At 62.5% G+C, this 25,900-nt stretch carries 21 protein-coding genes and 1 pseudogene; 13 read left to right on the top strand and 9 right to left on the bottom strand.

Annotated elements, in window-relative coordinates:
• The first annotated feature begins 7 nt into the window (after positions 1 to 7).
• The 6 genes from RW095_RS09040 to RW095_RS09015 all read left to right on the top strand — a co-directional run bounded on the left by RW095_RS09040 (position 8) and on the right by RW095_RS09015 (position 5,889).
• Positions 8 to 916, top strand: a complete 909-nt coding sequence (locus RW095_RS09040) for an ABC transporter ATP-binding protein (protein WP_317018583.1) — start codon at positions 8 to 10, stop codon at positions 914 to 916.
• A gap of 42 nt (positions 917 to 958) precedes the next feature.
• Complete coding sequence (locus RW095_RS09035) at positions 959 to 1,699, top strand: ABC transporter ATP-binding protein (RefSeq protein ID WP_317018581.1); 741 nt, start codon at positions 959 to 961, stop codon at positions 1,697 to 1,699.
• A gap of 316 nt (positions 1,700 to 2,015) precedes the next feature.
• Entirely contained in the window at positions 2,016 to 2,855 is an 840-nt protein-coding gene (locus RW095_RS09030) for an ABC transporter permease subunit (RefSeq protein ID WP_317018580.1), read from the top strand.
• Between the two features lie 50 nt (positions 2,856 to 2,905).
• Positions 2,906 to 3,592 carry an ABC transporter ATP-binding protein gene (locus RW095_RS09025; RefSeq protein ID WP_317019806.1) on the top strand — a complete coding sequence of 229 codons (687 nt, stop codon included), beginning with the start codon at positions 2,906 to 2,908 and terminating at the stop codon, positions 3,590 to 3,592.
• Between the two features lie 33 nt (positions 3,593 to 3,625).
• Positions 3,626 to 4,630 carry an NrtA/SsuA/CpmA family ABC transporter substrate-binding protein gene (locus RW095_RS09020; RefSeq protein ID WP_317018578.1) on the top strand — a complete coding sequence of 335 codons (1,005 nt, stop codon included), beginning with the start codon at positions 3,626 to 3,628 and terminating at the stop codon, positions 4,628 to 4,630.
• Between the two features lie 14 nt (positions 4,631 to 4,644).
• Entirely contained in the window at positions 4,645 to 5,889 is a 1,245-nt protein-coding gene (locus RW095_RS09015; protein WP_317018577.1) for an acyl-CoA dehydrogenase family protein, read from the top strand.
• A 48-nt stretch (positions 5,890 to 5,937) separates the two neighbouring features.
• On the opposite strand, the gene RW095_RS09010 is transcribed toward RW095_RS09015, so the two are convergent.
• The 4 genes and pseudogenes from RW095_RS09010 to RW095_RS08995 form a co-directional block, all read right to left on the bottom strand.
• Positions 5,938 to 6,993 (bottom strand): LLM class flavin-dependent oxidoreductase, encoded by a 1,056-nt coding sequence (locus RW095_RS09010; protein WP_317018575.1) that lies wholly within the window; start codon positions 6,991 to 6,993, stop codon positions 5,938 to 5,940.
• Between the two features lie 387 nt (positions 6,994 to 7,380).
• Positions 7,381 to 8,775, bottom strand: a pseudogene (locus RW095_RS09005) (IS30 family transposase); the annotation flags it as partial.
• Between the two features lie 136 nt (positions 8,776 to 8,911).
• The gene (locus RW095_RS09000; RefSeq protein WP_317018574.1) at positions 8,912 to 11,497 is read right to left on the bottom strand and encodes an adenosylcobalamin-dependent ribonucleoside-diphosphate reductase; all 2,586 of its coding nucleotides are present in this window, start codon (positions 11,495 to 11,497) and stop codon (positions 8,912 to 8,914) included.
• A gap of 215 nt (positions 11,498 to 11,712) precedes the next feature.
• Positions 11,713 to 12,000 carry a DUF3331 domain-containing protein gene (locus tag RW095_RS08995; RefSeq protein ID WP_128586112.1) on the bottom strand — a complete coding sequence of 96 codons (288 nt, stop codon included), beginning with the start codon at positions 11,998 to 12,000 and terminating at the stop codon, positions 11,713 to 11,715.
• Between the two features lie 362 nt (positions 12,001 to 12,362).
• Here RW095_RS08995 and RW095_RS08990 point away from each other — a divergent pair, with 362 nt between their 5' ends.
• Entirely contained in the window at positions 12,363 to 13,463 is a 1,101-nt protein-coding gene (locus RW095_RS08990; RefSeq protein ID WP_317018572.1) for an AI-2E family transporter, read from the top strand.
• A gap of 52 nt (positions 13,464 to 13,515) precedes the next feature.
• Here the strand turns inward: RW095_RS08990 and RW095_RS08985 are convergent, their stop codons facing one another.
• Positions 13,516 to 14,388: an alpha/beta hydrolase gene (locus tag RW095_RS08985; RefSeq protein WP_317018571.1), complete on the bottom strand. Its 873-nt coding sequence runs from the start codon at positions 14,386 to 14,388 to the stop codon at positions 13,516 to 13,518.
• A gap of 179 nt (positions 14,389 to 14,567) precedes the next feature.
• Positions 14,568 to 15,677 carry an OpgC domain-containing protein gene (locus RW095_RS08980; protein ID WP_317018569.1) on the bottom strand — a complete coding sequence of 370 codons (1,110 nt, stop codon included), beginning with the start codon at positions 15,675 to 15,677 and terminating at the stop codon, positions 14,568 to 14,570.
• Positions 15,678 to 16,153: 476 nt separating this feature from the next.
• Between RW095_RS08980 and RW095_RS08975 the strand changes: the two genes are divergently transcribed.
• A complete protein-coding gene (locus RW095_RS08975; protein ID WP_317018568.1) occupies positions 16,154 to 17,314 on the top strand; it encodes a porin in 1,161 nt (386 codons plus the stop codon).
• A 115-nt stretch (positions 17,315 to 17,429) separates the two neighbouring features.
• Here RW095_RS08975 and RW095_RS08970 read toward each other — a convergent pair whose 3' ends face one another.
• Positions 17,430 to 17,759, bottom strand: coding sequence for a hypothetical protein (locus RW095_RS08970; protein WP_317018566.1), 330 nt, complete (start codon positions 17,757 to 17,759; stop codon positions 17,430 to 17,432).
• 270 nt (positions 17,760 to 18,029) lie between these two features.
• Here RW095_RS08970 and RW095_RS08965 point away from each other — a divergent pair, with 270 nt between their 5' ends.
• Both RW095_RS08965 and RW095_RS08960 read left to right on the top strand, forming a co-directional pair.
• Positions 18,030 to 18,446, top strand: a complete 417-nt coding sequence (locus RW095_RS08965) for a hypothetical protein (protein ID WP_317018564.1) — start codon at positions 18,030 to 18,032, stop codon at positions 18,444 to 18,446.
• Between the two features lie 458 nt (positions 18,447 to 18,904).
• Positions 18,905 to 19,840, top strand: coding sequence for a M23 family metallopeptidase (locus RW095_RS08960; protein ID WP_317018563.1), 936 nt, complete (start codon positions 18,905 to 18,907; stop codon positions 19,838 to 19,840).
• A gap of 21 nt (positions 19,841 to 19,861) precedes the next feature.
• On the opposite strand, the gene RW095_RS08955 is transcribed toward RW095_RS08960, so the two are convergent.
• Together RW095_RS08955 and RW095_RS08950 are read right to left on the bottom strand one after the other, a co-directional pair.
• Complete coding sequence (locus tag RW095_RS08955; RefSeq protein ID WP_317018561.1) at positions 19,862 to 20,680, bottom strand: alpha/beta fold hydrolase; 819 nt, start codon at positions 20,678 to 20,680, stop codon at positions 19,862 to 19,864.
• 440 nt (positions 20,681 to 21,120) lie between these two features.
• Positions 21,121 to 21,519 (bottom strand): hypothetical protein, encoded by a 399-nt coding sequence (locus RW095_RS08950; protein ID WP_128586108.1) that lies wholly within the window; start codon positions 21,517 to 21,519, stop codon positions 21,121 to 21,123.
• Positions 21,520 to 21,837: 318 nt separating this feature from the next.
• On the opposite strand from RW095_RS08950, the gene RW095_RS08945 reads away from it, so the two are divergent.
• From RW095_RS08945 to RW095_RS08935, 3 genes are read left to right on the top strand one after another with little or no spacing between them, the layout of a single operon-like run.
• Positions 21,838 to 22,293, top strand: a complete 456-nt coding sequence (locus tag RW095_RS08945) for a (2Fe-2S)-binding protein (RefSeq protein WP_317018559.1) — start codon at positions 21,838 to 21,840, stop codon at positions 22,291 to 22,293.
• Between the two features lies 1 nt (position 22,294).
• Positions 22,295 to 24,547, top strand: a complete 2,253-nt coding sequence (locus RW095_RS08940) for a xanthine dehydrogenase family protein molybdopterin-binding subunit (protein WP_317018558.1) — start codon at positions 22,295 to 22,297, stop codon at positions 24,545 to 24,547.
• Between the two features lie 12 nt (positions 24,548 to 24,559).
• Complete coding sequence (locus RW095_RS08935) at positions 24,560 to 25,855, top strand: cytochrome c (RefSeq protein WP_317018556.1); 1,296 nt, start codon at positions 24,560 to 24,562, stop codon at positions 25,853 to 25,855.
• Positions 25,856 to 25,900 lie beyond the last annotated feature (45 nt).

Below are 25,900 nucleotides of genomic sequence, written 5' to 3'. Positions count from 1 at the left end.
CAACACGATGACTCAGGCAACGACCCATAGTGGAGACATTTTGCTCGACGTACGCCGCGTGACGCGGCGCTTCGACGGACTCATCGCGGTGGATAGCGTCAACTTTTCCGTCGCGCGCGGCGAGTGCGTGAGCGTGATAGGACCTAACGGTGCGGGTAAATCGACGCTATTCAATCTGCTGACCGGCATGGATGTTCCGGACGAGGGCGAGGTTCGCCTCGACGGCGAAAACGTCGCGGGCATCTCGCCCGAGCGTCTCGCTGCGCGGGGTGTGGCGCGGACGTTCCAGCATGGCCGCGTATTCGGCAACCTGAGCGTGCTCGACAACGTGCTGATCGGCGCGCATTCGCGGCTGAAGTTCGCGAGACCTGGGTGGCCGGTGGTCGGCGCGTTTTCGGAAGTGCTGCGGGCGCTGATGCGTCCCGCCACGCTGCGTCGGGAGGAAGAAGCATTGCGCGCCGATGCCGAAGCGATCATCGCGCGATTCGGCACGCGCCTAACGCCGCGCATGGACCAGCCGGCGCATAGTCTGTCATACGCGAATCGGCGGCGTGTGGAGATTGCGCGTGCACTGGCGTTGCGGCCTCGCATGCTGTTGCTGGACGAGCCGACGGCAGGCATGAATGAATCGGAAACTGCCGAGATGCTGGAACTGATTGCCGAACTCAAGAGCGACGGGCTGACCATCCTGCTGATCGAGCACAAACTGGATCTGGTGATGCGCCTTTCCGCCCACGTGCTCGTGCTCGACAACGGACGGAAGATCGCCGCCGGTCTACCCGATGTCGTGCGCAACGACCCGGCCGTAATCGAAGCGTATCTGGGGCATCGGCACGTGGGTGGCAAAGCGCCGGTAAGCAATGACGCAGGCGTCGCTCGACTCGACCCATCTATAGCGGGCGCGCAGCACGCGTGAACGCCACGACTTGTCCAACTCGCCGCGAAGAATACGCTAGCCATGACAGAACCGCTTCTCAAGCTTGAAGGAATCGACACCTTTTACGGCCAGGTGCAGGTCCACTTCGGTGTGAATCTCGACGTGCCGCTCGGCGAGATTGTCAGTTTGCTCGGCGGCAACGCGAGCGGCAAGTCGACCGCGATGAAGATCATCCTCGGTCTCCATCGGCCTCGGGCGGGCAGTATCACGTTCGACGGCAAGATCATTAACGGTCTGCTGACCCCGCAGATCGTGAGGCTCGGGGTCGCGTCAGTACCGGAAGCGCGCCGTCTGTTCGGCGACATGACGGTCCGAGAGAACCTGCTGATGGGCGCTTTCACGCGACGCGACCGCGACGGAATTGCGCAAGACTACGAGCGCATGCTCGAGCTTTTCCCGCGCGTGAAGGAGCGACTGGCGCAGCGCGCCGGCACGTTGTCGGGCGGCGAGCAGCAGATGCTCGCGATGGCGCGCGCATTGATGAGCCGTCCCGCGCTCGTCTGCATGGACGAGCCGACGATGGGCCTCTCGCCGCTCTACGTCGACAAGGTGCTGGATCTCATTCGCACGGTTAACCAGCAGGGCGTGACTTTCTTCATGGTCGAACAGAACGCGAGTCTCGCGCTACAGATCGCGCATCGCGGATATGTATTGCAGACCGGACGGGTCGTGCTTTCGGGCAAGGCCAACGAGTTGCTGGGCGACCAGCGGATTCGGGACGCCTATCTGGGCGGCGCGCTAGCTGCGGAGACGGCGTCTTGAAGCGAAGACATAAGCCGTCCAGCAATGCTGCGAACCTCCAGGCGCGATTGCTGGAAAGTAAAGCATAAAAAAGCGTTTGTCATGGCGTCGCCTGACAGCTTCTAATAGTCAGCTTGTTTCGCGACGGGTTGAAAGCCCCTCGCACTGGGCGCGAGCGTCCATGCTCGCTCCCCGGAATGGGGCGGCTCGACGCCCGCAAGAAAGCCGCACCGCGAGTCTCCTTCATCAAAGGCAAAGCAATGGCGCTCTGCGCAGTGACGATCGGCTTCTGATTCGCACCGCCGCGCGCCGTCTCCACAGCTGACATGGAAATGGCATGGCCGACCTGACTTCTACCCGCAGCCGCTATGTCGCTGCTCAACCAACCCGCTCGGGCGTTCCCAGGACGACGCTGTACAGCTGGCTTTCGTGGATGATTCCGGCCGCCGTTGTGCTGCTATGGGAAGCTGCGGCCCGCCTCGGGCTCATTGCACCGCAAGTGCTGCCTGCCCCAAGCAGCGTCCTGGAAACGGCGCTTAACCTGGCCCGTAACGGCGACCTCTTCGTTCATCTCGGTGTCTCACTGCTGCGCGCCGCGGGCGGGTTTGTCATCGGCGGAACGCTCGGCCTTGCACTCGGCATTCTCGTCGGTTTTTCGCCGCTCGCGCAGGCGCTTCTCGATCGCTCGATCCAGATGGTGCGCGCTATTCCGTTCCTCGCGATGCTGCCGCTTGTGATCGTCTGGTTCGGAGTCGGCGAAACCGCGAAGATTTTCCTGGTCGCGCTGGCGGTGTTCTTCCCGATTTATATCAATACGATGCTCGGCATTCGCCAGCTGGATCCGAAGCTGATGGAGCTGGCGCGTGTCGTCGGGCTCGATCGGGCGGCGGTCGTGCGGCGAATCATTCTTCCGGGGGCAATGCCGTCGATTCTCACCGGCGTGCGCTATGCGCTCGCGCATGCGTGGCTCGCGCTGGTCATCGCCGAAACGCTCGCCACGACGAAAGGTCTCGGCTTCCTGGCGATGGATGCGCGCGAATTTCTCAACACGAACGTGATCGTCCTGACCATGATCGTCTACGCGATGATCGGCGTCGTGGCGGACGCGCTCGTGCGGCTGCTGGAAGCCCGCTTCCTGTCGTGGCACGCGAACTACGCGAAAGGAGCAAGCAAGTGAGCGAACGCATCGCCACCGTCCGCGATCATGTCGCTGCAGACCCGGTCAACATCAACGCCGGCGCGCACACACTGGCCGTAGCGGTCCGTGGATTGCAGCGGCGCTATGGCAGCCGCGTCGTAATCGACTCTCTGGACCTCGACATTCACAAGGGTGAATTCGTCGCGCTGCTCGGCGAGAGCGGCTGCGGCAAGACGACGTTGCTGCGTGCGCTTGCGGGACTCGATCTGCCCGACGCGGGGACGATCCGCGCGCCGGAGCGCCCGTCGGTCGTCTTCCAGGAGCATCGTCTGTTGCCTTGGGCGACGCTGTGGGAAAACGTCGCGCTCGGTCATGAAAAGACGATTGGCCGCCACGGCGCCGCGCTTGCGCTCGCCGAGGTCGGACTTGCCGGCCGCGAAGACGACTGGCCGCGCAACCTCTCAGGCGGTCAGGCTCAGCGCGTGGCGCTCGCACGGGCGCTCGTTCCGGAGCCGGCGCTCCTTCTGCTCGATGAGCCGTTCGCCGCGCTCGACGCGCTGACTCGCATCAAGATGCACGGACTCGTCAAGGAGCTCGTCGCGCTGCACCAGCCCGGCGTGCTGATCGTCACGCACGACGTCGACGAAGCGCTGACCCTCGCCGACAGGATTCTCGTGATGCGCGCCGGCCGCATCGCGGCCTCCTTCCGGCCGAAAGAGCAGGCCGGCACGCTGCGTCGCATTCTGCTCGACGAGCTGGGCGTCCCTTCTCACTAACAGATATCGCCATCAACCGAAGGACCCAAAAGCATGACTGATTCATTGTTGAGCCGCCGCCTGGTGTTGCGCGCGGCGGGCGGCCTGCTGGCCGGCGTCGCTGCCGGAGGGCTCTTTCCTGCGCACGCAGCCGAGCCGCGCAAGCTGACGCGCAACACCGACACGGTACGCATTGGCTGGGGCTACGGTAGCCTGCCGGACATCGCGAAGCAGCGCGGCGTATTCGAGAAGACGCTCGCGGCCAAGGGCATCAAGGTCGAATGGATCGGGCCGTTCCCGAACCATGCGCCGTCCATTCAGGCTGTCGTCGGCGGCAGCGCGGACTTCGGCTTCTGGGGCTCGACGACACCGGCACTTGCCGCGATGCTGGCCGGCTCGCCGATCGTCTTCAACGCGTTCGACATCTATTCGCCGCGCTCCACTTCGATCATCGCGAAGAAGACGAGCGGCATCAATTCGGTCGCGGATCTCGCGGGCCGCAAGGTCGCCGTGAACCGCTCAGGACTTGGCGAATTCCTGCTGATCGCGGCGCTGGAGAAACATCGCGTCGACCGCGACAAGGTGCAATTCGTTTATCTGAATCCACCCGATGCGGCGCCGGCTTTTGCGCAGGGCAAGGTCGATGCGTGGTCGATGTGGTCGCCGGGCGTGGACATTGCGCGCTTTTCGAATGACGCGAAGGACATTTTCAACGAAGGCCGCGACCTGGACTTTCTGATCGACTACAGTTCGCTGGTCACGCGCCGCAAGTTCACCGAAGAAAACTCCGAGCTGATTCGCGCGGTAATCGACGCGTATCACGTGGAAGGGGCGTGGCAGTCGGCCCACTCGGCGGAAGCAGAGCAGCTCGTGCAGCGCGAGGGCAAATATCCGGACCAGGTGCGCGACTATCTGGCGAGTCTCAAGCGCGTGAACCAGTTCCACGAGGCAGACGACGCCGCCTTCATCGCGCAATTTCAGCGCGCCGCCGACTGGCTCGCGGAGCGCAAGATAATCAACTCGCGCATCAAGGTTGCCGACTACAGCATCAGAGTTTGAACCCGGGCGCCCGCATGACTGATACCAATAGCATCAAGGAAGCGAGTTACGCGCGGGGCGTCTCGCCGCTGACCGTAACGCTCGGCTTCGCGAAGATTCTCGCCGATATCTCAGCGACCGCGGCGACGCGCGAACGCGAGCATCGTCTACCGCACGATGAGATCACAGAGCTGAAGGCGCTCGGCTTTGGCGCGCTGCGCCTGCCGTTGGACGAGGGAGGCCACGGCGTGTCGCTCGGCGGTCTGTTCGTCGTCGCTCGCGACGTGGCCGCGGCGGATTCGAACATTGCGCATGCGTTCCGCAATCATCTGTGGCAGGTCGAGACGGCGCTCAGGAAGAAGGATCATCCGTTCCACGCGCACGTGCTGGGACTCACCGCGCAGAGAAAGACCGTTGGCTTGAGCTTTACCGAGAGCGATGTAACCGCGGCCGGGGCGCGTCCTACAAAGGTTTTGAGCCGGCTGGAATGGGACGCTTCGCGCGACCTCTATGTCGGTTCGGGGGAGAAGGTATACGCAACGGGAAATTTGTACAACGACGCATTTATCGGCTCGGCTGTGGAGAGCCGCGCGGGGCGAACTGTGCAATACGTGCTGGAGCGCGGCGCGGGCGTGAGCAACGGCGACGACTGGAACGGTTTCGGCCAGCGGCTGACCGGCTCGGGCACGGCCCGCTTTCGCGACGTCACCGTGCCTGCGGCACACCTGTACCCGCTTGATCCTCCGCGACCGGACGAGGCCGCGCCTTGGGGCTTCACGTTCCACCAGGTTTATCTGACCAACTGCATTGCGGGCATCGTGCGCCGGGTCGCGCTGGATGCCGTCGAAGTGTTGCGCACGCGGAGCCGCAATTTTTATCACGGCGAAGCCGCGCATCCTGCCGACGAACCCGTGCTTCAGTCGCAACTCGGACGTATCCGCGCCTATGCGGCGAGCGTCGAAGCTACCGCTGACCGCGCAGTCGCTGCCCTCCAGCGCGCATGGGACGCTTACGGCACAAGCGGCGAATATGAAGCCACGCTCGCCGCCACGCTCGTGGCGTCGGAAGCCAAAGTCGTCATCGACGACCTCGCTCCGCAAATAGCAAGCTGGCTGATCGATCTCGGCTCGGGCTCGGTCGTCTCACGTTTCGGCGCGCTGGACCGGCACTGGCGCAACATCAAGGTGATTGCCTCGCACAATCCGCGGTTATATAAGGAGCGTCTGCTCGGGCAACATCTGCTGACTGGCCACTTGCCGCCGACCGGCACGTTCTTTTAGACGTGCGCGCGGTCTCTGCTTGCGACTCGAATGCGATGACCCGCGCGTTCAGCCAAGCAGACGACGCACGCGCGGCATGACTTCCTCGGCGAAAGCGGCCATGTCCGCCTCGAAAGGCTGGAACTGCAGCATGAACAGTTCGATGCCGGCACGATGGAAGTCGACGACGCGTCGAGCGACCGTGTCGTAGTCGCCGACGAGGCCCGCAGCCGTGCCGCCGTTCGAACCCACCCGAGGTGAGCGCGCGAACGTCTGGTGCATGACCGCATTCGGATCGATGTTGGCCTTTTGCCGCTCGCGGAGCGGCTTGTCGAGGTCTGCAAGGGCGAACAGGTGATCGAGGTGAGCATCGGCGGCGGCCTGCGTCTCCCGAGCGATCACGAAGGCCGACAGGCCGAAGCGCAACGCATCGTGGCCAGGAGGCCGCGCACGCGACGAGACATCCGCGATAAGACCCGCCACGTCGTCGTGCGGCTGCCCGTTGATGAACCACACGTCGCCATGAGCGGCCACGAGCGAGCGCGCCGGCTCCGACTCGCCGCCGACATAAATGCGTGGCCGCGCGCGGAACGGATCGGCCGGACGCAACTGATAGTCGTCGATGCGAAAATTGTCTCCGCGATGGGTGACGGCTTCGCCGCGCAACAATGCGTCCACGACCGAGATCCATTCGCGGCCGTATGCGTAGCGCTCGTCGTGTTCGGCAAAGCCAATGCCGGCGCGTTCGAGTTCCGGACGATTCCACGCGTTGACGAGGTTGATCGCGAAACGTCCGCCGCTGATGTGTTCTATCTGCTGCGCCATTTTCGCGAGCACCACCGGATGGTACAGATACGGTTTGATCGCGGCGATGATCTCGATGCGCGAAGTCAGCGCCGCTAACGCGGCCGACGCGGTCCACGCTTCGAGTTGATCGAGCGAAGGGTCATGCGGATTGACGGTGTGCTGCGCGACGAGCACAGAGTCGTAGCCGAGCCGCTCGGCTTCGAGCACGAGGGCCTTATTGCGTGCCCACGAGGCGTCGTACGGTTCCGCGGGATCCTGTAGCGCCGCACGGCTTCCATGTACGAGCGCCCAAACGCCGAAGCGGGGAGGGTTGGACATCGCCTGTGACTCCGAGACAGAGTGTGGAAACTGTCTATGCTAACGCGCGCCCGCTTATGGCTTTCGAAGTTCTGGCGATATGCAATTGCCGCATCGGCATTTAGCTGCCGAGACTTCGCTGCGGAGCGTTGTCACGCCGTGTCGAGTTCATCTTGGCGCGCGTATCGCTGCGTCATTGACCCGTGCCCTTTGTCACCACGGCAAGCTTCGTCACGCCAGCATGCTCGATTGCCGCCATTGCCTTGGCAACAGTGCCGTACGGTACGCCCGCATCGGCTTGCGATACAGAGCTAACGCTTGCGGCGCTAGAAGCTGCTGTGCGAACGCGCAGACCGGCGCTGGGGAGCTGCATTCATCATAGTGACAGAGGCTGTCAGGGCGGATTCGACCGGTCGTCGCAACACTGGATTGTTGAACAGACCTTAGGTACTCGTCCAGGGCTTCCGCAGGCGTCTTCCATCCAAGAGTTTTTCGCGGCCTTGAGTTCAACGTATTAGCAACGGCTCGGATCTCCCGAGCACTCCACCGGGACAGGTCTGTGCCTTTTGGAAAGTATTGTCGTAGAAGTCCGTTGGTGTTTTCATTCGTGCCACGCTGCCACGGGCTTTGCGGGTCGGCGAAGAATACTTTCACGCCAGACTCTATAGTGAAGCGGGCGTGATCGGAAAGCTCCTTGCCACGATCCCATGTCAATGACCGCCATAACTCAGCAGGCAAGCCTGTCACAGTCTTCTTGAGTGCGTTGGCCATCGTGACGGCCCCGTAGCCGGCTAGCGCAGGCCCGTTCTTCGTCCGCGGAATCAACCCGTAGCCTTTCTCTCGAGGTAAATGCACGAGCATTGTGAAACGGCTTGATCTTTCCACCAGCGTCCCGATGGCGGATCGATTCAGGCCAATGAGGAGGTCGCCTTCCCAATGGCCCGGCACAGCACGATCTTCCGCCTCTGCAGGCCGACTGGAAATCATCACCTGTTCACTGACATGCGCCCACGCCTTAGCACGTGCTCTCGCTCGCGGAACGCGCAACGCGCGCCCGGTGCGCAGGCAGCCCACCAGCTCGCGCTTGAGTGCGCCGCGCCCTTGAATATAAAGCGCTTGATAAATGGCTTCGTGAGAGATGCGCATAGACTCATCATCCGGGAAATCTACGGGCAACCGATTAGCAATTTGTTCGGGTGACCAGCCGTTGACCCACTTTCGGTCCCCGCGATGCGGCTTATTTCGCCCCTTAAACGGTGCCTGCCTGGGCCCGGCAATTTTACGACCGTCAGCATCATGTACCTTGCCCTCCAAGCGCTCCTGTACATATTGACGCAGTTCTACATTAGTCGCCAGTTTCGCGGGCTTGGGTCGTTTAGCGAACCGTTCTGCCTTCCACTGCGCAACCGAAGCACGATACTCGAGACACCCACCTCGAGTCGCAGCATTGCGCGTAAGTTCTCGTGATACGGTTGATGCATTTCGTCCGATACGGCGGGCGATCTCGCGCACCCCGAACCCCTGGACAGAGAGCAAGGCTATTTCTTCTCGCTCAGCGAACGACAAGTATCGACCAGCGATGGGTTTGGACATGAATAGTGGCATGCCGCCACGATAGCGGAACCAGCGCGAGCCCACCGCTTGAGATGCGCCTACCGCCTCCGCTGCTTTCTCGCTTGTAATACCAGTCGCGATCTGTTGCCAAAACCGACGCTCGATCTCATGTCCAAGTGATGGCGCGCCCGGCGAGTACATCGCTGCTCGCCCTGTCAACCGATACACCTGCTTTGCACTTCGTCCCATGCAACGCCTCCTCGATCAAAGGTGTTGCGACGACCGGTCGAATCCGCCCAGTATGCGAGCGCTGCTTACCGTGATGCCCTATATATCAACTTATGCTGTCTCCCCCAACTTCCGATACTTAGCGGCCCGCGCCGACTCACCCGCAAGCCCCCACTTCGCCGCACGCCGTGCAGAAGTCGCAGCCGTCCTTGCGGATCACGGCGTTCGCACCGCATGACCCGCATTTGCGCCCCAGCATCGTATGGAGTCCTGGTGGCGCGCCAGGCCGAGTCAATTGCAACGCGCTGGTTTCGGCTTCGCCCGGATGCGGGCGAATGCCGAAGTCCGCGGGCAGCGCGGTTTCCGCTTTCATGTGTCCGCGCGGCAAACGCGCGAGCAGACGCGATGGAACCTGATTGCCCTCGGCATCGAGGAATCCACGGCGGTGCAGGATCTGTTGGATTGCAAAGGCGAGGGCGGCTACTTCCGAATCGTGCCAGCGCGGTGTGCGGTGACCGTCCAGACGCTGCACTTCGCCAAGACGCACTTGCCCGCGATCCCACGACACCTTGCGCATATCCTGCAGATTGCGCGCGACGAACCCGCCTCGCGCGGCGAGCGACAGCGAACGCATGGTCGCCGTGATCCATTGCTGCGATTCGTCGCGCTGACCGGTTGGAATAAAGAACTCGATGGGCCGCTCGATCGTCACGTCTTCACCGCCGAGACGCCCCGTCACTTCGATAAACGAGACCGCGACGTACAGCGATTTTTTGCCGGCTTGCGTCAGATACTCGACCTTCTCGATTATCGCCGGCAACTCGCCTTTCGGCCGATGGTCGATCGCGATACGCAGCGGATCGAGATCGGTTTCTGCCAGCGTGTCGTCGGCTTGCGGCGGGCTCACGCTGAGCACCGCGCCGAGCGTTTCGTTCGGCCGATACGTGGCGAGACCCTTGAGGCCGCTTTTCCACGCATCGAAATAGAGGCTTTCGAAGGCTCCGAACGGATAGTCCGCGGGCACGTTGACCGTCTTCGAGATCGACGTGTCCACGTAAGGCTGCACGGCCGCCATCATGTCCAGATGATCGCGCGCGGACATTTCGAGTGCGCTGACAAAATAGTCGGGCAACCGGCTCACGTCGCCGCCCAGCTCGCGATAAAGCCGGTATGCGTAGTCTTCGACATCGAACGATTCACGGCCGCCGTCTGCCATCACCTTCATGCGCGTGTAGGTCCACGAGAATGCGGGCTCGATGCCGTTGGACGCATTGTCGGCGAATGCGAGGCTGACGGTGCCGGTCGGCGCGATCGACAGAAGATGGCTATTGCGAATACCATGCCGGCGAATCGCCTCCTTGATGTCATCGGGCAGGCGCGATGCGAAGGTGCCGGCTTCGAGGTAGCGCGCGGCATCGAAGAGCGCAAACGCGCCGCGCTCCCTGGCGAGTTCCACCGAAGCGCGATACGCCTCGTCGCGCATCAGCCGCGCAATGCTCACGGCGAAGTCGCGGCCTTCCTGCGAGTTGTAGCGCAAGCCGAGCATCACGAGCGTGTCGCCGAGTCCGGTAAAGCCCACGCCGATACGCCGTTTCGCGCGCGATTCGTCGTATTGCTGCGGCAGCGGCCACAGCGTGACGTCGAGCACGTTGTCGAGAAAGCGCACCTGCGTGCGCGTGCGCCTCGCGAGACCGTCCCAGTCGAATGACGGCTTGCCGCCTTTCATTTGCGCGAACGGATCGACCACGAAACGCGTGAGATTCAACGGGCCGAGATTGCAGCAGCCGTAAGCGGGCAGCGGTTGCTCGCCGCATGGGTTGGTCGCGCGAATCGTTTCGACGGCGCGCAGGTTGTTGTCGTCGTTCATCCGCGAGATGAAGACGATGCCCGGTTCGGCGACGTCGTAAGTGGAGCGCATGATGCGGTCCCAGATCTCGCGCGCGGGCCGCTCGCTGTACACCCACAGACCGTCGTCCCGCTGCCTGACGTCGCCTGCCGCGCGCAGCGCCGGCGATGGTTCGGCGCGATGCACGAGTTGCCAGGGTTGATCTTCTTCGACCGCCCGCATGAATTCGTCGGTCACGCCGACGGAGACGTTGAAGTTGTTCCAGCGTCCCTTCGAATGCTTCGCCTCGATGAATTCGAGCAGGTCCGGATGATCGCAGTCGAGCACGGCCATCTGGGCACCGCGCCGCGACCCCGCGCTTTCGACCGTGCGGCAGGACGCGTCGAACACATCCATATAACTGCACGGACCGGACGCAGACGAACTCGTGGTGTGAACGCGCGCGCCCTTGGGCCGGATCGCCGAAAAGTTGTAGCCGACGCCGCCGCCGCGCCGCATCGTCTCCGCTGCCTGCAGCAGTGCGACGTAGATGCCGGGGAGCCCTTGTTCGTCGACGCCTTGAATCGCGTCGCCGACCGGCTGCACGAAGCAGTTGATCAGCGTGGCCGCGATGCCGGTGCCCGCCGCGCTCATGATCCGGCCGGCGCCGAGCGCGCCGTGCCGCAGGTTGTCGACGAAAAGCGCTTCTACCGATTCGCGCAGTTCCGGCGGCTCGGCCTCGGCGACGCCGCGGGCGACGCGCTTGAAGACGTCGTCGGCGGATTGCTCGTCGCCTTTCGCGTACTTTTCGAGCAGGACGTCGGTGGAAAATTGCTGCGGAGCGACTAGCGGAGTGGGAGGCGCGCTCGCCGCGCGGGTGTCCGGCCGGGTCGACGGATGCGGCGTGTCTTCTGCCATGGTATGCCCTCAAGCGGCGCCGTGGCGCGCACGGCGCGATTGGTGGAGATGCACGTCACTTTACCGCCGCGCGGTGAGCCGGCAGGATGACTTGACGCAAGCAGGTCCACCTTAACGCACGTGGCGAAGGGCCGCAATCGGGGGGGCTTTTCGGGCGGCGCGGTCGGGGAACCGGACAGCCGCGCCGGCATGCAGGCGGGAATACAGCAGAAAAGTCAGGCTTCGGCAGGTAGCGCGCCGACGATTTCGGCGCAGATCATGGCTGAAGCATTCGACGGCGCTGGGCGCTCGGCCGGCTTGAATACCGCGTCGCCGCGTCGAATCTTGCGACGCGTCACTGCGCACGTTCCCGAAGTGTGCGCGGACCTGCGCCGCCAACGCTGCTCGCCGTAATGACATCGTCCAGGCTCGACCCAGCGGATCACCAGCGTCGTGTCGGAGCGCTCGAGAATTTCGATGCGTATGCCGTTGGTACCGTCAAGGGGGATGGACTCCAGGGTCATCATCGTCGGCTCCGTATTTGTGAGTGTGCCGAATGTAGACCCGCGCGCCCCTGAGAGCCATTGTGTCCCCGTTGAAACACTGTTCCCCAATTAGCAACAATCCGACTTGACTTTAGATGGGGCTTGAACTGGCGGGGCCTGGCGCTGCGCTTGCTAGCGCAAAGTGAGATAGGAGCGCTTTTTGCAACGCAGTGTTGTAGCCGCTGAGACACCAAAACGGCGGTCAGAGGCATTCGCGCGCTTCCTTTAAGATGTCGTTGTCATGGTTCGAGCGCGTCCCGCAAGTCTAACAAGTTTGGCTTTTTCGGGTCGGCTCGCGCGCATCCCGGTCTCAACATACATGCATGAATAGAAGAGCTCACATGAATTCACGTCCACCCGCCACCCCGCCAGAGTCGACGCATTCCACGGTGTCGCTGGCGACGCCTGGGCGCCTCAAGAAGCAGAGAGCGGCTTCGCTGGTGCTTTACATCGGGCTCGTGCTGCTGGCGTTGTGGGTCGTGCGCGACTTCATTGCGGTGGTCGCCTGGGCAGGCGTGCTGGCCATCGCGCTATGGCCGCTGCTGCGCAAGGTCGAAGGCAACCGTTGGCTCACCGGGCGTACGACCTTGATTGCGGCCGTGCTGACACTTGCGATAGCCTTGCTCGTAGCGTTGCCGGTCGGCATCGGCCTTGCGCAGGCCTTGCGCGAAGCGCATGACCTCACCGAGTGGTTCAAGACCGCGGAGGAGAACGGCATCGCAATGCCGGATTTCCTTCACCGGTTGCCGTTCGGTGCGCAGCAGGTCGCGGCCTGGTGGCAGACCTATCTCGCGCCGCCCTTGCGCGATTCCGCGGCGATGAAGGGCTTGCACAGCAACACGGTCGTCACGCTAGGGCGGCACTTCGGCGCGCGCGCCGTGCATGCGGTCACCGTCTTCGCGTTCGTGCTCGTGACGTTGTTCGTGATCTTCCAGGCAGGGCCGCGTCTGTCGGGTGCATTGACCAGAGGCCTGCGGCGCGGTTTCGGCGAAGACGGCGCGCAGCTCGTCCAGCGCATGGCCACGGCGGTACGGGGCACCGTGTCGGGACTGGTGGTGGTGGGACTAGGCGAAGGCGCGTTGCTCGGCGTCGCCTATTTCGTGACTGGCCTGCCGCACGTGGCGCTGCTCGCGCTCATCACGGCGATTGCCGCGATGTTGCCGTTCTGCGCGCCGCTTACCTTTAGCCTCGCCGCGTTGTGGCTGTTTTCGCAAGGGTCGGTGGCGAGCGCAATCGGTCTACTGGTGTTCGGTTCGATCGTGGTGTTCGTCGCCGAGCATTTCGTGCGGCCGGTACTGATCGGCAATTCGACGCGCCTGCCTTTTCTGCTCGTGCTGTTCGGCATTCTCGGCGGCGCTGAGACGTTCGGCCTGCTCGGCCTCTTTATCGGACCGGCGCTGATGACCGTGCTGATGGTGCTCTGGACCGACCTCGTGCAATAGTTGCATGCGCATTGTTGCGATGCGCGGCTCAGGCATCCGCGCGGCGCCCGGCTCAGGGCCGGTGATTCGACGGATGTTCCTGCGCCGGCAGTCTGGCGCAGCCGAGCGTGTATCTCAATGCACCCGGCAGCAGGGCGCTCCATACGTCCCAGGTGTGGCCGCCGTCGATAATGCGCAGCGCTGCCGGATTGCCTGCTATCCGAAGCTGCGTGTAAAGCAATGACGCATCGGCCTGAATTGCGAGATCGTCGTCGCCGGCGGCGATGAAGATAGGCACGCGATAGGGCCGGCTCATATAGCGCTCCCATTGCGCCGGATAGTTCAACTCATGCCAGATGCGCGCATCGAATTGGCGCTCGCCGAACACGCCGACACGCCGCGCGGCCGAACCGCGCGGCGGCTCGTTCGCATAGATCGCGGGGCTCAGCAACAGTGCGCCGCAAAACCGTTCCGGCTGCGTCATCACGTAGCGCAACGCGCCGAAGCCGCCCATCGAGACGCCGCCGATCATCCGCCCCGCGCGCTGCGTCGACACGGCGTAGTGCGTTTCTATCTCGGGCAGGAGATCGTCGAAGAAAGCGGTTTCCATCTTCTCCTTGCGATCGACGTACCAATCGGTGCCGCCTTGCGGCATCACGACCGCGACCGGCGGGATATCGTGGTGCTCGATCAGCGCGTCGACCGTGCTTTGCAGATGGCCTTGGGTGATCCAGTCATTCGCGTCGCCATTGTTGCCGTGCAGGAGATAGATGACCGGAATGCGCGCCGCGTCCGGACGATAGCCGGTCGGCAGATAAAGCGTGTAGGACCAGTCGCGTCCGAGCGCGGACGAATGGAAGCTTCGATTCGTTACCGTGCTTGCAGAAGACGAAGCGCCGCAAGCAGCGCAAAGAACAGCCAGCACGGAGTGTAGGAATAGACGCATGTCAGGGTAGGAAGCAGCCGCGCCGGATGAGGCGCGGCCGTCATGCTATCAGCATCCGGTGGATCTTTGACCAAAGAGGTTTGCGGCGATCCTCTGTGCTGAATGCCAGGCACGCGCTGGTAGGAGCCGTGCAGAGCGACGCATCCGCGTGCTGCCGTGCGCATGTGCCTTCGGGCGCTTTACGGCGACGTGCGGAGCCGCGTGCTGAAAAGACGTGTCACGAGGCGCTTGAGCGGCTCGGTCCCACACGCGACGGCGAAGAGGGCCGTGACCGCGCACGCATCGGCGAGCAGGCCTAGCGGATAGTTCAGATAGCCGTCGGTTGCCGCGTACAGCACCGAGTCCACCACGAGCGAGATCACTGCGCCGGCGATGAAGCAAAGCAGCCCCTTACGTCCTATGACGCCGATCAACGGCAGCAACTCGGCGAGCTTTTTCGCCCAGCCAAGCTCGATCAGGTTGGCGACAAGCCATGCGATGGCGAGGAAGTTAACCGCTCGCAAGTAGGACAGATTCTGCTTGAAGCTCGCATCGAGCGGCTCGCGTTCAATGAAGAGCTTGTAGTAAGCCGCGACCGCCACTATCGAGCACGCCGCGAGAGTGGCGAGCCAGCCGAGGCGATGTTCGCTCACTCGCTGATAGACCGGCTGGCAACGCGCAAGCGCGCCGAGCACGAACAGCAACTGCCAGGCGAACGGGTTGAAGTCCCAATGCATGTCGGGTGCGGCCGGCAGATAGGCGTTGACGGCCGGCGCGCCGGCCCACAGCGCGACGCTGCCGGCAAGCAGAAGCCAGGGCTTGCTGCGCGCAAGCGGCAGGATCATCGGCACGAGCAGTGCGAAGAAAGCGTACATGGGCAGCACCGACGCAAGGTAAGGCTGGCGGCGGAACAACAGGATGTCACGCATGGCGGCGACGGGCGTGTCCATCAGATCGTCGAGGTCGGTGATCGCGAGATTCGGCGCCTCGATGCTGAATGCGTTCAGGACCGCGCTCACGAGCAGCATCAGGCCGGCGGTGACGAGAAACGCGCGATAGATTTCCAGCGAGCGCCGCAGGAAGCGGTTGCGCGCGATGGTTTCGCTACGCCGCTCGGCGAGCGCCGCGTAGGCCGTCGCGGTGGCAAAGCCGCCGAGAAAGACGAAGACTTCCGCGGCGTCGCACAGCGCGTACGCGTGCAGCGTGACGCGCGACAAAATACTTCCGCCGATGTGGTCCACCACGATGATGAGCAGAACGAGTCCGCGAAAAAAGTCGAGCTCGACTAAACGGGATTGCGACAGTTTCATTGTTTTTATGCCAAAAGCAGCCCCGTGCGACGGCGCGCTCTTTCAGCGCGTCGGGCGTCTCACAAGGCTTTGGAATAGTGGGATGAGTGCTGAGGCGGCCACGCAACCGCGTTGCCGCTTTCAACCGGCGGTGAAGGCACGGTTGCACGATGCAGTAAAAATGACCCGGGCAGCGCGGCGGAGTTCCGCTGGGGTGCCGCGAAAGTCAGCAATTATATTTCTTTCTGTGACAAGTCTGCTTTGAGTCGTGCACTTGGGAAGCGCGCCCGCATGGGTTGTCCGCTGAATAGGCGTTTAAGGACAGTGGAGATTTCGCAACGTTTTGACATATCCAGGCGACACCCAATGGACGGACGGCTTACGGCGTGTGAGGATTTCCCGTAAGCGCGTCAGGCTTCCAGAAGCGCGTTGTCGTTGGGTCAAGAAGAAGGCGTCGGATCGAGTTAGGCCCGTTACTCGAGTGCAGGGGGATCGTCATGAACAAGCAAGTGTTCGCGCTCGCTGTTTCCACCGCTGTGTCCGCCGCTTTTAGCGCACCAGCTTCGGCGCAGACGAGCGTTACGCTGTACGGCGTACTCGACGAAGGTATCAACTACACGAACAACGCCGGCCGCGGGCATGTCTACGAGTTGGCGAGCGGCTATGCGCAAGGCAGCCGATGGGGGCTCAAGGGCGCGGAGGAACTGGGTGGCGGCCTCAAGGCGATTTTCCAGCTCGAGAATGGTTTCGACCTGAGTTCCGGGCGATTCAATCAGGGTGGCCGGATGTTCGGGCGGCAGGCTTTCGTCGGCTTGAGCGCGGAGCGCTTTGGCACGTTGACATTTGGGCGGCAATACGATTCGGTAGTCGATTATCTGGCGCAGACCACGGCCAATGGCAATTGGGCCGGCTCGCTGTTCTCGCACCCCTACGATAACGACAACACGGATAACTCGTTTCGCCTCAACAACACCGTCAAATACACGAGCCCGTCGCTTAGCGGTTTTCAGTTCGGCGGCACTTACAGCTTCAGTAACGATACCAACTTCGGCAATAACCGCGCATATAGCGTCGGCGGGCAGTATGCCTATGGAGGCTTGCTCGTGAGCGCCGCCTATTTACAGGCCAATAATCCGGGCAATGGCGCGAATGGTGCAATTACCGCCAATGACGCCAGCTTTATCGCAACCCGTATGCGCGTATTCGGCGGCGGCATTACCTATAACTTCGGGCCGGCTACGGCGGGCTTTGTGTACAGCAACTCGAATTATCTGAATCCGACCGGTAACGGTTATCTCGGCATTGCGCCGCTGGTGCCGCCCGGCGTGTTGCTGAACTCGTTGAAATATCAGAACTTCGAGTTGAACGGAAAATACCAGTTTTCACCGGTGCTGTTCGTCGGGGCCCAGTACGTATATACGATGGAAAACTACGACGCGTCGAGCGGCGGCGTCAAACCGAAAATCCATTCGTTTGGTTTGATGGCCGATTACAACCTGTCGAAGCGCACCGATGTCTACATTCAAGGCGAGTACCAGCACGTGACCGGCGACTCGACGTACTCCATACTCGATGAGGCGTTTATAACCGGCGCACAAGCGCCGTCGTCGACATCGAAGCAGGTCGTGGTGCGCGCCGCGATACGGCATAAATTCTAGATCCGGGTCTGTGCGCCGCCGGTAACGACAATGCAAAACAAAACGCGCCTCGATGAGCAATTCACGAGGCGCGCCGTTTTTGCCGGCCATTCGCACCGGCTGCTTTATTTGATGCTCAGCTCATCAAGACGTTTTGGACCAGAATGCCGGCCATCACGCCTGCGGGAATGCCAAAGGTTCGGCCGCGAAGGGTTGCGCTCAGATCTTCGTCGAGAATAAAGCTGCTGCGGCGCTCGCTCCACACTGTCTTGTACAGAAGCGGCTTGGTGCCGGCGATAAAGAGCGAGATGACCGCTGTCGCAATGACCTGTTCGAGCGCGTGCAGTCTGGCCATGAATGGGGAAAATTCGGCCCCGACGCAGAACAGCACCATGATGGCAGTGGCGATCACGGCGCCAAAGAAAAAACCGCCCATGAAGCGGTTGGCTGATGTAAGAGAATCCACTTGAGCCTCGACTTCTTCATCGTCCGGACGAGGGTTGATGAAGCAAAATATTCTGAAGGGAAGGTATTCCGTTGAGCAACTGGGGAGCTTTTTGGGTGCGCGGCAGTCAGCATCAAAAGAGACCTAAGAATATTTTTTTTATGCTCTTCAACCTATCGTCCGTTTCCTAATCAGGCTTCGGAGAAATCCTAAAGCGCCAGGGCGACTGCGGGCCCCGCCCCGGCTCAGTCGACCGTGGGACGTTGGCCAAACTTGTTTGATGGAGATTTCATGAGCAATCGCGCGACGCAAATTCTTCCTCACCATCGCTATGTTCATTCGCTGGGCGCGCCGCTCGCCTGCGTGCAAGGCACAGTCAGCAAAGTATTCGCGAGTCCGGACAACCACCACGGCGCGAATCATCAGCATCTGGTCGTCAAGATCGACAAAGTGTTGAAGTTCGAAGGCGGCGCGCAAAACCTCGTCGGCACGGAAGTGTTCGTGGCGATTCGATTCGGCGACAACGAGGGACTGTCGGAAGAGATTCCCGGACTGCAGGCCGACCAGCCGATCGAGGTGCAAGGCGAGTACATTCCCGAAGCGAGCGCCTATCCGACCGACGACAATTCCGACCCGGTACTGCCGGTGCTGCACTTCACTCACCATCCCGTCGGCTACGTGCGCTATGCGGGGCAGTACTACAGCTAGCGCTTGCCGGCTCGGCTGTTGTGCTTGGCCCATCGCGTTTCTCGAACCGGCAATTCAAGTTCTGACGGCGGTGTGCCGTTAAGCAGATGGCGTCGATCGCGCTGCCGGGACGACCCTGTGCGTTCGCACACCGTTGCGCGCGCAACGACGCATGCAAGGCCGTGCGTAACGTTTGTATCAGACTGTGTGACGCGCCGGGTTTTCTGTCGAAGCCACTTTACAATTCGGCTGGAAATTTAATCCGGTCTGGCCCCGTCCGCGGAAAGCGTGGCTGCTTTGAGCGCCCTGTTCGCCGCCGAGCGAGCGACGAACCGACAATGCGGGCCAGTCGGCTAAGCGAGGCGAGGCAGGGCGAGGCAGGCCGGGTCGCAACACGAAAAGCTGCGCGTCGTTGAATCGCGCGCACCGAATGCGGCAAGGCGCCTCGGCCCGCCAACAAGATAAGTCAGGATTCGAACATGATCGGAAAGCGTTTCGACAGAGCAATAATGGTCAGCGTCGCCGGCGCGTGGCTGGCGCTTGCGATGACCGGTTGCGCGAACGTGGGACACCAGGGTGCGCAGGGCGATGCGGCATCGGTGCCAGGCGCCGCAAACGCGGCGGCCACGGCGGGACCGTCTGCGTCGGCGAATACGCCGGCCGTAGCAGGCGCCAATGAAGCCTCACCACTCAAGAAAGCGCCGCCGCTGGTCTATCGGGTCAAGCGCGGTGACACGCTGGCGCGCATCGCGCAGCGTCATCATTGCAGCGTCGGGCAGTTGCAGGCGTGGAACGGCCTCAAGGCATCGTCGCGATTGAAGCGGGGCCAGGTGTTGCGGGTTGCATCGCCGGAAACCGTGCAAGCGGTCAACGCGGCCGCGGCTGCCGCCAAAGCCACCGCTGCTACGTCGAGCGTCTCTGCCGCGCAGGCTTCCGTGGCCGATGGCGCCGCAGCCGGATCGTCGTCAGCTGCGCAAGCTTCGGCCGGCCCCAGTGCCGCCGAAGCGCGCGAAGTTGCGCAACAAACCATGCGGCACGCGAACGGTGTTGCGCTCGCATGGCCGGCGGGTGGCCGGGTGGTCGAAGCATTTCAGCCGGGCGAGACGCGCGGCATAGAGATCGGCGGCAAGCCCGGCGATCCGGTTCGCGCTGCGGCCGACGGCAAGGTCATGTACGCCGGCACGGGGCTGAACAGCTACGGCAGCCTCATCATCGTCCAGCACAACAGGGACTTTCTGACCGCCTATTCGCATAACCGCAAGCTGCTGGTCAAGACGGGCGACATTGTTCGACAAGGGCAGCAGATCGCCGAGATGGGCGACCAGAACAACTCACGCGTTTCGGTCGGCTTCGAATTGCGCCGCGACGGCAAACCGATCGATCCAATGCCGTATCTGCCGCAAGGGCGCGGCTAGGCGCACCCTGCCGCGGTGGCTTTAGTCGAGCCACCCGAGCGCCGCCGCGACGATTGCTTCCGGCGCATCTTCCTGCACCAGATGGCCTGCGCGCGGCACGGCCTGAAAGCGCGCCTGCGGAATCAGCGCGGCCAGACGACGGCCGCGCTCCAGCGCAATCCACTGATCCTCTTCGCCCCACAGAATCTGCGTCGGACAGCGCAATTGCGCATAGCGGGGTTCCACTTCATCGGTGTAGCGCTGATCCATTTGCGCGATCTGCCGGTAGAACGCGGCTTGCCCCGTAGCGCCGAGCCATGGCGTCACGTACGGCACAAGCTCCTGATCTGTGATGTCGCGCGCGATCGCGCCGCGCACATACGCGTTGACCACGGCCTCGTGAATATATGGCGGCAGTCCCGCGAATGCGTCACCGTGGCGGCGCACATACTGTACGAACGGCGAACCCCACGGCGCGAGCGCGACGGGATCGATCAGCATGAGGCTGCGGTAGTCTGAACCGTTAATCAGATGCGCGCGCAACGACGTGGCCCCACCGAAGTCATGCGCGATCACATCCGGGCTTTTCAATTGCCAGTGAGCGAGCAGCTCGGCGAGCAACTCATTCTGGATACCAAGAGACACGTCCTGGCCGTCGCACATGGCGGACTGCCCATAGCCGAGCAGATCGTAATAATGGACCGTGCGAAGTTGCGCGAGATGTGGGGCGATGCGATGCCACACATAGGACGAAAACGGCGTGCCGTGCACCAGCACGAGTGGCGGGCCGGTTCCTGTCACGTTGAAGCGCACGCTTTGATCGCGGAACGTAAAAGTTTCGGGTAGTGGCCAGTCGGTCATGGCAGTGAGCGGTCGTGACGAAGTCTGCTTACGTTAGCAGGGCTCTTGATATCGTGCATCACGGTTTTGCGTGGTCTCGCGGGCAGGTGCCGCGATGCACCGCCAAGCTCCACTCGGCGCAACCACCCACCCGCGCACCCATGTCCCGCAAAAGCTCACCTTCAATTTGTTCAGCAAACCCAGGCAATTTTGCCGATACGTCTTTCATCGCGCTTGCACAGCACGTCCGTCGACGGATCACGCATCCATCATCTTTACGAATCGCGCATGAATGCCCTTGAATTACGGCAATTTTGCGCGGTCACGGTTGGCAAAGCCTGGTAATCATTGATTGGCGAAGGTCCGGTCGCATATGAATAACCACGCCGGATAGACGCAAACTCTTCACATCCACCCGCTTGCGAAGGTGAGGAAATCCGGGAGCCGCAGCCCGCAGGTGCCTACTTGGCCTGCGTGCCGCGCAAGAGTTGCGATACCTGGCCATGCAAATGCAATATCGCGGGATCGGCATGCAACAGCGGCAGATAGCGCGGCAGAAAAATATTGTTCGGCTGGTCGGGGGAAAAGAGGCCCGTGACGGCTTCGGCAGCGGCGAACCGGTCGGCGGCGTCGGCTTCGTTGTCGTCGAGAATTTCGTCGACGTTCGCGATGATTGTAGAGAGTGGCGTGAGCCAGCGAAAACCGGTACCGTTGATCAGCACTTGCAGAAAGGCCGCAGGCGTGACCGGGCCGAATTCTTTCTCGTACGACGCGCGCTCATGATCGAGTATGGCCTTATGCAGCGCCAACAAAGGTTTGCGGATCTCCGAGAGGAATTGGGTGCATTGCTGGTCGTTCATGATGCGGCTCCTTCGGATAGTCAGTGCAGGGCCCGTCCATGCTAACAAAAATGCGGCGCTTGGGGCCGCTCTGTGCGAGCGCAGCGCAATGGCGGGGGTCCAGGCGAACTTCGTAATGCACGGCTACAATTCGCCGAACCCTCACAGTCCATTGGCGCGATGCCTGGCGTGCAGTTACGCGACGACGCCTTTGCGACGGCGCACATTGGCATCGTGCATTAGTCACTGCTGTCGAATAAACGCGGCGAGTCATTGCGTTTGGAGCGCCAGCCGTGACTAAACAGCCTGGCAAAAAATAAACCCCTCAAGGAGTCGCTCATGACAACATTCAATATCAACGGCGAGACACATACCGTCGACGCGCCGCCCGACATGCCTCTGTTGTGGGTCCTTCGCGATCTCGTCGGCTTGACCGGCACGAAGTTCGGCTGCGGTATCGCTCAGTGCGGCGCCTGCACCGTTCATCTCGACGGCGTCGCGGTGCGCTCATGCGTATTGCCGGCGGCGGCTGTCGGCGACAAGAAGATCACCACCATCGAAGCGGTCGGCATCACGCCCGCGGGCCAGAAGGTGCAGCAGGCGTGGCGTGAACTCGACGTGGTGCAATGCGGCTACTGCCAGTCGGGCCAGGTCATGTCGGCGGCCTCGCTGATTGCGAGCAACCCCAATCCCACCGATGCGGACATCGACGCCGCCATGGCAGGCAACATCTGCCGCTGCGGCACGTACAACCGCATTCGCGTCGCGATCAAGCATGCAGCGAAGGGAGTCTGATATGTCGCAAGGATTGCTCGATGCACAGAACGGCGCAACGTCCTCACACGCCGAGGCGAACGGAAAGCGCGGCGTGTCGCGCCGAACGTTTCTCAAGCTGGGCGTGACAGTGGGCGCGGCGGCGGGCGGCGGGTTGCTGCTCGGCTTCAGCATGCCGGCCGTCAGCCAGGATCAGAAGGACGGAAAGTCGGTAATCGGCGGCGATGCAAACGAAGCGGCGCAGAACGGCGTGTTCGCACCCAATGCGTTCATCCAGATCGATACGGCAGGCAAGGTTACGCTGGTGATTCCGAAGGTCGAGATGGGTCAGGGCGTCTATACGTCGATTCCAATGTTGATCGCCGAAGAACTCGAAGTGCCGCTCGACACCGTCACGCTCGACCACGCGCCGCCGGACGAGAAGCTCTTCACAGACCCACTGCTCGGCGGCCAGCTCACCGGCGGGTCGACGTCGATCCGCTATGCATGGGAGCCGATGCGCAAGGCAGGAGCCACCGCTCGCATGCTGCTCATCGGCGCGGCCGCGCAACAGTGGCAGGTGGACGCCGCGAGCTGTCATGCGAGATCCGGTCAGGTCATTCACGCGGCGAGCAATCGCAGCATCGGCTATGGCCAACTGGTCGATGCCGCGGCCAAACTGCCGGTGCCGCAGAACGTGTCGCTGAAGGATCCGAAAGACTTCAAGATTATCGGCACGGCCGTGAAGCGCCTCGACTCGCCGGAAAAAGTGAACGGCACCGCGACGTTCGGCCTCGACGTGCGAGTGCCCGACATGGTCTACGCGGCCATCGCGAACTGTCCGGTGTTCGGTGGCAAGCTTGCGAGCGTCGACGATACCAACGCGAAGAAGATCCCAGGCGTGCGTCAGGTCGTCAAGATCGACAACGCGGTCGCCGTGATCGGCGATCACACGTGGGCGGCCAAACGCGGGCTGCAGGCGCTCGACATCAAATGGAACGAGGGCACGGACGCAAAGCTTTCGATGAAGCAGATCGTCGACGATCTGGCCAATGCGTCGCAACGCAACGGCGCGGTCGCACGCAAGGACGGCGACGTGGTGCACGGCTTTTCGAACGCGAAGACGCGAGTCGATGCCGTCTATCAGCAGCCGTTTCTTGCGCATGCCACGATGGAGCCGATCAACTGTACGGTGCATGTGCGCCCCGATGGCTGCGAAATCTGGCTCGGCTCGCAAGTGCCCACGCGCGTGCGCGACGCGGCGATGGCCGTGACCGGCTTGCCCGCCGACAAGATCGTCGTGCATAACCATCTGATCGGCGGCGGCTTTGGTCGCCGGCTCGAGTTCGATATGGTCACGCAGGCGGTCAAAATCGGCAAGCAGGTGTCGACGCCCGTCAAAGTGCTGTGGACGCGCGAAGAAGACATTCAGCACGACATGTACCGGCCGTACTACTACGACAAGATTTCCGCCGGTCTCGACGCGAACGGCAAGCCGCTCGCGTGGCAGCACCGGATTGTCGGTTCGTCGATCATGGCGCGCTTTGCGCCGCCCGCGTTCAAGGACGGGCTCGATCCCGACGCGGTCGAAGTCGCGTCCGATCTGCCGTACGACTTGCCCAACCAGCTCGTCGACTATGTGCGCCAGGAGCCGCACGCAGTTCCCACTGCGTTCTGGCGCGGCGTGGGCCCGACGCGCGGCACATTCGTGGTCGAAAGTTTTATCGACGAACTCGCGGCCGAGGCCAAGGTGGACCCGGTCAAATACCGGCGCGATCTGCTCGGCAAGACGCCGCGCGCGCTGAACGTGCTGAACACCGCCGCGCAGGCGGCCAATTGGGGCAGCGCGGTGCCGAAGGGGCAAGGGCGCGGCGTGTCGGTCATGCATGCGTTCGGCAGCTACTTCGCGATCGTCGTCGATGTCGCGGTCGATCAGGGCGAGGTGGCGGTCAAGCGCGTGGTGTGCGCGGTGGATTGCGGGATGGTCGTCAATCCGAACACCGTCGAAGCGCAGGTGCAAGGCGGCATCATCTTCGGCATTACGGCGGCGCTTTATAGCGAGATCACGATCAAGGACGGCCGCGTCGAGCAGAACAACTTCACGGACTACCGGATGCTGCGTATCGACGAGACGCCGCCTATCGACGTGCATATCGTGAAGAGCAGCGAGGCGCCGGGCGGCATCGGCGAGCCGGGAACAGCGGCGCTCGCGCCCGCGCTGACCAACGCGATTTTCTCGGCCACCGGCAAGCGGCTGCGGCAATTGCCGGTCGGCAGCCAGTTGAAAACCGCTTAACGGGAGCCCGACATGAAAAACACTCTGAAGGGTTTCGGTGCGGCGCTATGCGTGGCGTTGCCTTTTCTGACCCAGACATCGACGGCAAGCGCGGCGGCATCCGCAGCCGACCAGGCGCTCGTGGAACGCGGCGCTTATCTGGCGAAGGCCGGCGATTGCGCCGCATGCCACACGGCGCCGAAAGGCAAGCCGTTCGCGGGCGGCTTGCCGATGAACACGCCGATGGGCCAGATCTACACCACCAATATCACGCCCGACCCGCAAACTGGGATCGGCGGCTATACGGAGCAGGACTTTGCCCGCGCGATGCGTGAAGGTGTCGCGAAAGACGGGCACAACCTGTACCCGGCGATGCCGTATCCGTCGTATGCAAAGGTCAACGACGAAGACATGAAAGCGCTGTACGCGTTCTTCATGAGCGGCGTTGCGCCGGTGCAGCAGGCCAATCGCGAGCCCGACATCAAATGGCCGATGAACATGCGCTGGCCGTTGAAGCTCTGGAACATGGTGTTCCTCGAGAAGGGCGTGTACCAGAACAAGCCGGGCAAGGACGTCGCATGGAATCGCGGCGCCTATCTGATCCAGGGACTCGGGCACTGCGGCTCATGTCATACGCCGCGCGGCATTGCGTTCCAGGAGAAGGCGCTCGACGAAAGCGGCAGCGCGTTCCTGACTGGCGGTCTGCTCGACAACTGGTACGCGACGAACCTCACCGGCGAACCTAACGTGGGCCTCGGGCGCTGGAGCGATCAGGACTTGCAGGCGTTCCTGAAGACCGGCGCGAATCGTCACGCTTCCGCATTCGGCTCGATGACGAGCGTGATCAACAACAGCACGCAGAGCTTGAACGACGGCGATATCGCGGCCATGACGACGTATCTGAAGTCGCTGCCGGCGGTGGGCGGCAACGGTGCGCCGCCCTATAAGTACGATCCGCAAGCGACGAAGGTGTCGCTCAACCGTCCCGCGAACGATGCTGGCGCGCGCGTCTACACCGCGTATTGCATGCATTGTCATGGCGTCGACGGACGCGGTTTCGCGCCGATGCTCGCGCCGTTGGCGGGCAATCCGAACGTGCTGGAGAAGGACGCGTCGTCGCTCATCAACGTGACGTTGAACGGCACTGAGGACCTCGTGATCGGCGGCATTCCCGCGCCGTATCCGATGCCGAAGTACGCGCCGGTGCTCAACGACCAGCAGATCGCCGACGTGCTCACGTTCGTGCGTGCCGGCTGGAACAACGGCGCGCCGGCAGTCACGGCCGCCGACGTGACGAAGCTGCGCAAGTCGACTCAAGCGGCGCGCTAGCAGCAGCGTAAAGCGCGAGCGCATGAAAAAGCGTCAACCGTCTTT

The sequence above is a fragment of the Paraburkholderia kirstenboschensis genome (assembly GCF_032806925.1).
In the GTDB taxonomy this organism is placed as follows: Bacteria; Pseudomonadota; Gammaproteobacteria; order Burkholderiales; family Burkholderiaceae; genus Paraburkholderia; species Paraburkholderia kirstenboschensis.
This window is presented reverse-complemented; position numbering and strand designations above follow the sequence as displayed.